This is a genomic window from Arthrobacter sp. TJ-238, from assembly GCF_058269215.1.
This window is the reverse complement of the sequence record NZ_JBZCNH010000014.1, coordinates 20,859-27,581: the sequence shown is the minus strand read 5'-3', so window position 1 is coordinate 27,581 and position 6,723 is coordinate 20,859. Positions and strand designations below refer to the sequence as shown.

Here is a 6,723-nt window from a genome sequence, read left to right as displayed (position 1 = left end):
GAGTTCGGGGATGCTTTCGTCCACCGGTCCGGTGGATTGATGGTCGGAGCGGTGGAAGATCGACACGACCAGCTCCAGCGCCCCCTTCGGTCGCTCAGTAGGGTCTGATTCTTCTGGCACAGGCCCATGGATCCAGGGCGCCCTGCTCGAGAGGGGTCAATTACTCACAGCCCTGTGCGCGAGCAGGATGCTGGACAGGACGCCCGGGAACCGACGATCCAACTCCTCCTTGCGGAGCTTGACCGCGTGTTCACGCCCCTTCACTGCCGTGGATGTGACTCCCGCTTCCCGCAGGGTCCTGAAATGGTGGGACAGAGTGGACTTATGGATGTCCAGCCCGTATTCCTGAACGCTGCAGGAGTGGTACTGCTCATCCCCCAGGCGCTGCACGATGTGAAGTCGAACCGGATCGGCAAGAGCTTTCAGGACGGCGATCAGCTCGATCCGGTCGATGGATGGTTCCGGAAAGGCCCCCGATGGGCCGAACCCTTCATTGTTTGACATGTGTCATACTATAGGTCATCATCAGAACGTTTGACGCATGTCAAACAATCCAAAGATGTGAGGAGTTTTTGATGCGAGTCACCTCGAACCCACAGATTGCAGACAATCGTGCTGCCATCCGTGACGAGCGGAGCCCGGTGGGCCGAATCGCCATACTTACAGCTGACGACGTCGAGGACGTCGAGTTCTTCTACCCTTACTACCGCTTTGTGGAGGAGGGCTACGACGTCGATGTCCTCACCCCTGCAGGAGCAGACGTGACCGGATACAAAGGGCTTGCTCTCAGGACGGGAATCACGTCAGTCGCAGATGCACACGCCGGAGACTATGACGTCCTCTTCATTCCCGGGGGGCTGGCTCCGGCGGAGGTGCGGGGGAGCGAGGCCTCCATCGATTTCGTGCAGCGTTTCGCTGGAACGGGACGGTTGATCGGAGCTGTCTGCCACGGCCCTCAGGTACTCGTCACGGCAGGATTGGTGCAGGGCCGAAGGATGACAGCCTGGCGGGACGTCGCCCCGGAGATCACAGCGGCCGGTGGAAAGTACGTCGATGAGCCGGTCGTCGAGGACGGCCAGTTCGTCACCTCGCGCAAACCCGGGGACATGCCCTTGGAGCTTGCTCGCATCTTGGAGCGGTTGGGCCGGTCCGCCATCGAACATGCACCGACGACAGCAGAGGCCCTGTGATGGGCGACCTGATGACAACTCCCTTCGATGCCCGTGCCACGGCCGCGGACGTTCTCGCGGGAATCGACCTGTCGGGCCGCACCTATGTAGTGACCGGCGGGGCGTCCGGGATCGGCGCGGAGACCGTGCGCGCCCTTGCCCAGGCAGGCGCCGGCGTGACGATCGCTACCCGCAACCCCGCCTCTGCCGACGCTCTCGTTGCTGATCTGGAAGGGAGTCCTGGTAGCGGCCCGGTACATGCTGTGTCCCTGGACCTCGCTGATATGCGTTCCATCGCGGCTTTCGCCCGATCGTGGGAGGGGCCGATCGATGGTCTGGTGGCCAATGCCGGGATCATGGCCCTGCCACAACGCAATCTCAGCCCGGAGGGGTGGGAGCTTCAACTTGCCACGAACTACCTGGGGCACTTCGCCCTTGCCGTGGGGCTGCACCCGCATCTTCGGGCCGCTGATGCCGGACGCGTTGTCACCATCAGCTCCACTGCCCATCTGCGCTCGGCACTGAATTTTCAGGATCCGCAGTATGACCGCAGGGAGTACGACCGCTGGGGTGCCTACGCGCAGTCCAAGACAGCCGATGTCCTTCTCGCAGTGGGGATCACGCAGCGCTGGAGCGGTGACGGCATCACGTCCAATGCGGTGATGCCCGGGTGGATCACGACGAACCTGCAGCGCCATCTTGACGATGCGACCCTTCGAGCCATGGGTGCCATGGACGAGCAGGGCAAGCGCATCGAAGGCGCGCACTTCAAGACGACGTCCCAGGGAGCTGCGACGTCGGTCCTCCTGGCCGCGCACCCGGCACTCGAAGGCATCAGCGGACGCTACTTCGAGGACAACCAGGAAGCCGAGACGGTCGCCGATGGGGTAGGTCGCTCCAGCGGTGTGGCGCAGCATGCCCTCGACGCGGAAGCTGCCGAACGCCTGTGGGATCTGGGAACGACAGCCCTCCAGTAGGACGACGAGCCTGCTGCCGGGCGATAGGGACTGCTTCCTGCCGCACCTGGAGATCAAGCGCGGCAGGATGCTGATCAGAAGGCCGGATTGAGGCCGGTCCTATCGAGGCCGGCCTCGTGCGCCTGCAGCAGCACACCTGGCCAGGAGGAGGGTGGGTGAGGAAGGCTGCTGCCGCGTCCTTTCCTTCGATCTCGAACCGGGAGGGACCGTCATGGTCCGGCACGGTACCGGCGTCGTGGAACAGCGAGGCCACATGCGACGCCTGCAGGAGCGTTCTGTCAGGGCGTGGATTCACGCAGGTAGGTCAGGACGGCTCGTACGCGCCGGTTCGTGTCATGCGGAGGTAGGTCGAGCTTGGCGAAGATGTTGCCGACGTGCTTGGCTACGGCCGCTTCCGACAGATGAAGCCTATGGGCGATGGTTGTGTTCGATTCCCCTTCCGCCATCAGCCCGAGCACCGTCCGCTCCCTCTCGGTGAGGCGGTCCACGGGGCTGACCGCGCGGCGTCGGCCCGACAGATGGCGGACGACCTCCGGGTCCACGACGACGCCACCGTCGGCGACCGTCTCGATGGATCGCAGGAACGAGGCCACTTTGCCGACGCGGTCTTTAAGGAGGTACCCGACTCCTCCGCGCGCGTCCTCGATCAGGTCATGGACGTAGGCGTCCGCGACGTACTGCGAGAGAACCATGACGGGCACATCGGGGTGACGGCGGCGGATGTCCAGTGCGGCCCGTAACCCGTCATCGGTGTGCGCTGGTGGCATACGTACATCCGTGATGACCAGATCCGGCGGGCTTCCTGAGGCCATGGCGCGCTCGACCGCGGTCAGGAGCTCCGGTGCGTCGGCAGCCGTGCCGACGATCTCGTGTCCTACTCGTTCCAGCAGGACGACCAGGCCCTCACGGAGTAGTGCCGAGTCCTCGGCGATGACGATCCTCATGCACTATTGCTATCACTGCCGACACCCGGCGGTGTCCGTTCCGTGAGGTCGGGAATCGGGAGCACGGGGACCGAGAGATGCAGGACCGTCGGTCCACCGGGCGGGCTGCGGAGGGTCAGCTGTCCGCCGAGCACCTCCGCGCGGTCACGCAGACCGGCAAGTCCGGTCCCTGTACGGGGGTCGGCTCCCCCGATGCCGTCATCGATGATGTCCAGCCACAGGCTGCTTCCCTCCTGCCCACCCCTGACGGTGACCTTGTGTGCCCTCGCATGTCGGACGGCGTTGGTCAGTGCCTCACTGGTGATGAAGTACAGGGCCGCCTCGAGGTTGGAGTCCGGACGCCGTGGGAGATTGATATCGACGGTCACCGGGACCGGCAGTCGGCTGGCCAGTTCGTGCACGGCAGCCGCGATACCGTGATCGACGAGCACGCGCGGGTGGATAGCCCGGATGCTCTCCCGCAGGGCGGTCACCGCCGCATCGACGTCGTCCTGGGCGGCAGAAAGCGCCCTTCGAGCCGCCGAAACATCACTGCCACGGCCGGCCAGGTCATCGAGCTCGATCTCCAGCAGGGCCAGGCGCAGGCCCAGTGTGACCAGCTGCTGCTGGGCGCCGTCGTGCAGGTCACGTTCGATCCTCCTGCGTTCGATGTCGAATCCCTCCAGGAGGGTACGCCTGGAGTAGGTCAGGTCTGAGACTCGGCGGGCGAGTGCCTCGGACTGCTCGGAGAGGAGGACGTGAGCGACAAAGGACTGGAGTAGAGCCAGTGCCGTCGTGAGGTATGAGAAAACGAGGAGCACGATGAGGACAACGCTGACCACCACCACCGCCGGAGCGCCGAGGGAGGCAACCGATTGCGCCACGAGGTTCTCCGCATCAGGCTCGATTCCCAGTACCGTGGTGGCGCCGACCATGATGGCTGTCGCACCGGTCACGATCAACACGAAGCTCATGGCAGTGAAGACGATGAACACCGCAAGGTAGGCGACTTCGCGCCAGGTCACGGGCTCACGTAACCGCCGCGCCAGCCGGCCTACGCGAGCCCCTGCCGTGCCTGCGGGTGGTTCCGGTATCGGCGCAGTACCAAGGACAACGACGCGAAGCCGTTCCAGGCGTGCCAGTGAGATCGCCCAGAGGGGAGCGGCGAACCAGGTGGCCATCAGCGGGGCCAACCCCACCAACCCGATCAGTACAGTCGTGACCAGATAGGCACCGGAGCGCCACGGCAGCGACGAGGCGAGCAGTTTCCATGGCGGGCGGCGCAGAGCAGTCCACGCCGACGCACTCACAACAGGATGCATGTCCTGAGACTATGCAGTGACCGCCCTCCGTGCCGAAGGTCGGGACAAAAGTAGTGCAGGCTCTACCGTCATGGTGGACCTGGCACCAGTGACGCCGTTGGCCCTTTCCGCTGGAATGTACTCATGACATCGCCCATGCCCTTGATCGAAGCGCACGACCTCACCAAATCCTTTGCCTCCCCCGACAGCGGAGCGCCACTTCCCGTCCTGCGCGGGATCTCACTCACCGTTCGGAGCGGTGAATTCGTAGCGATCGTTGGCCCGAGCGGTTCCGGCAAGTCGACCTTGCTGTACTGCCTGTCAGGCCTGGAGCCGTATACGGGCGGCTCCGTGCAGATCCAGGGCAACGAACTCGCCCAACTTCCACCTCGGTCCCTGGCGGCCTTACGTCGGGATCTGATCGGCTTCATCTTCCAGGCCTTCAACCTGATCCCTTCACTCACCGCGCGACAGAACGTCGCACTGCCGGCGAGTCTCGCGCACCGACAGGTCAGCGAGACGGACATCGATCGCGCTCTGGCTGCGGTCGGCCTGTCCGATCGTGCGCACCATCGGCCGGGATCCCTCTCGGGAGGGCAGCAGCAGCGTGTGGCGATCGCGCGTGTGCTCGCAGCCAGCCCCAGGCTCGTCTTCGCCGACGAGCCGACCGGCGCCCTCGATACGACGACCACCACGGAAATACTGCGTCTGCTGCGCGATCTGGCCGCGGGCGAGCGGTCGGTCGTCATGGTGACCCACGACCTCGAAGCGGCGGCACAGGCCGACCGTGTCCTCGTCCTGCGCGACGGGCTGATTCATGAGGAGCTCATCCACCCCAGTGTGCAGGACGTGCTCGCATCCCTGACCGCAGCTTCGCAGAAGGCATGACCATGCTGCGCCTGCTGCTCAATGACCTCGTCCTCAACGCCCGTATCTGGATCGGCGCGCTGTGTGTCGCCGCTGCGACCGCAGTCGCCGGCAGCGCAGCTGCGGGTCTCATCGAAACCGGGATCGGGCTCGGCTTCCTCCAGGCTGCGGCCCTGTCGGTCCTCGGCTCAGCACTGATCCTCTTCACCATCATCTCGGCTGTGGTCGTCCTGAGCAGCGTGACCCGTCTGACGGTCGCGCTGCAACGACGCGGCTACGCTCTCTGGCAGCTCGTGGGCATCTCATCGCGGACGATCGTCGTCATCGTCGGCACGCAACTCGTCCTCGTCGCCGCACTCGGGGCCTCCCTCGGCTGCCTCATCGCGGCACCCTTCGTTCCCGCTTTCCTCGAGTTCGGGCTCAGTGACTCCGAAGGCCTGACGGAAGTCACCGGCGGATTCAGCATCGCCGGGGCGTTCTGGGTGGTTCTCAGCGTCGTCGTCATCGTGTGGTTCAGCGGTCTCGGCGCTTCCCGCCGAGCGGGACGGGTCCGGGCCATCGAAATTCTGCGCGATCCCACCATGGGTGAGGCGAGGATGACCTGGGTGCGGTGGGTCATGATCATGGTGACGATGGCCATCGCCGTCAGCATGACAGTGAGTCTGGGTCGCGGTTCCCTGAGCGACGGCGGAACGCAGATCCTCCTCATCGGTCCGATGTTCACCGCCGCAGCGACAGCCGCCGGTCCGGTCCTGTTCCCGCGGGTCCTGAGGACCTGGACCAGCATCATCCCTGACAGCGCATCACCATCCTGGTTCCTTGCACGCAATACAGCCGACTACGACATCACGCGAAGCTCCTCTACCGTCAGTGCGCTCCTCGTCTCGATTGCCTTGCCCGGCAGCCTGTACACCGGATTCCTCACCTACGGCAACGCCGTCAACGCGCTCACCGGCGTCGGACGAAGTGCTCTGGCGCCGCAAAGCTTCCTCCTCATGCTTGGCGGAGCACTCCTTGTCTCCCTCGTGGGGGCTGCGGCCACCGTCTACATGGCCGGCCGGGCACGGGAACGCGAAGCCGCTCTCGTCCGATCCGCCGGCGGGACCCAGGGCGTCGTCCTGAGCCGCGCGACCTGGGAAGCACTCATGCATGTCGGCACCGCAACGATCATCGCAGCCATGATCCTGGTCGTCACGGGCATCGGTCAGGCATGGTCGCTGTCCAGCATCGCTCCAGGCACCCTCCCCGGGTTCGGCGTCGCAGCGGGCGCAACAGCAGCCGGTAGCGGCCTCGTCATCATCCTCGCCGCAAGTCTCGTTCCCGCTCTCGCCGCATCCCGCAGGGGAATCACGCAGGTCCTCGCCGCAGAATAATCAATCCACGCTTCACCCTTCCTCACCCGACTGCCGGCGTCGGCATGCCCGTGCCCGGCCCTCTCGTCACCAGCATCTCCGAGCGAATTCATCCATCGAAGCACCCACGCTCC

At 65.0% G+C, this 6,723-nt stretch carries 7 protein-coding genes; 4 read left to right on the top strand and 3 right to left on the bottom strand.

All coding sequences use genetic code 11. The annotated features are described in order from the left end of the window. Positions 1-156: 156 nt before the first annotated feature. On the bottom strand, positions 157-504 hold the full coding sequence (locus AC4D2O_RS18990) for an ArsR/SmtB family transcription factor (protein ID WP_490908964.1): 348 nt from the start codon (positions 502-504) through the stop codon (positions 157-159). Between the two features lie 71 nt (positions 505-575). On the opposite strand from AC4D2O_RS18990, the gene AC4D2O_RS18985 reads away from it, so the two are divergent. Together AC4D2O_RS18985 and AC4D2O_RS18980 are read left to right on the top strand one after the other, a co-directional pair. Next, the gene (locus AC4D2O_RS18985) at positions 576-1,190 is read left to right on the top strand and encodes a type 1 glutamine amidotransferase domain-containing protein (protein WP_490908963.1); all 615 of its coding nucleotides are present in this window, start codon (positions 576-578) and stop codon (positions 1,188-1,190) included. Then, the gene (locus tag AC4D2O_RS18980; RefSeq protein WP_490908962.1) at positions 1,190-2,146 is read left to right on the top strand and encodes an SDR family NAD(P)-dependent oxidoreductase; all 957 of its coding nucleotides are present in this window, start codon (positions 1,190-1,192) and stop codon (positions 2,144-2,146) included. The genes AC4D2O_RS18985 and AC4D2O_RS18980 overlap by 1 nt, the downstream gene beginning before the upstream one ends. Positions 2,147-2,424: 278 nt before the next feature. On the opposite strand, the gene AC4D2O_RS18975 is transcribed toward AC4D2O_RS18980, so the two are convergent. Together AC4D2O_RS18975 and AC4D2O_RS18970 are read right to left on the bottom strand one after the other, a co-directional pair. Continuing rightward, the gene (locus AC4D2O_RS18975) at positions 2,425-3,090 is read right to left on the bottom strand and encodes a response regulator transcription factor (protein ID WP_490908961.1); all 666 of its coding nucleotides are present in this window, start codon (positions 3,088-3,090) and stop codon (positions 2,425-2,427) included. Then, positions 3,087-4,391 (bottom strand): sensor histidine kinase, encoded by a 1,305-nt coding sequence (locus tag AC4D2O_RS18970; protein ID WP_490908959.1) that lies wholly within the window; start codon positions 4,389-4,391, stop codon positions 3,087-3,089. Before AC4D2O_RS18970 ends, AC4D2O_RS18975 begins: the two co-directional genes overlap by 4 nt. 123 nt (positions 4,392-4,514) lie before the next feature. On the opposite strand from AC4D2O_RS18970, the gene AC4D2O_RS18965 reads away from it, so the two are divergent. Together AC4D2O_RS18965 and AC4D2O_RS18960 are read left to right on the top strand one after the other, a co-directional pair. Further along, positions 4,515-5,258, top strand: a complete 744-nt coding sequence (locus AC4D2O_RS18965) for an ABC transporter ATP-binding protein (protein ID WP_490908958.1) — start codon at positions 4,515-4,517, stop codon at positions 5,256-5,258. Further along, positions 5,255-6,610, top strand: a complete 1,356-nt coding sequence (locus AC4D2O_RS18960; protein WP_490908957.1) for a hypothetical protein — start codon at positions 5,255-5,257, stop codon at positions 6,608-6,610. The genes AC4D2O_RS18965 and AC4D2O_RS18960 overlap by 4 nt, the downstream gene beginning before the upstream one ends. Positions 6,611-6,723: the final 113 nt, after the last annotated feature.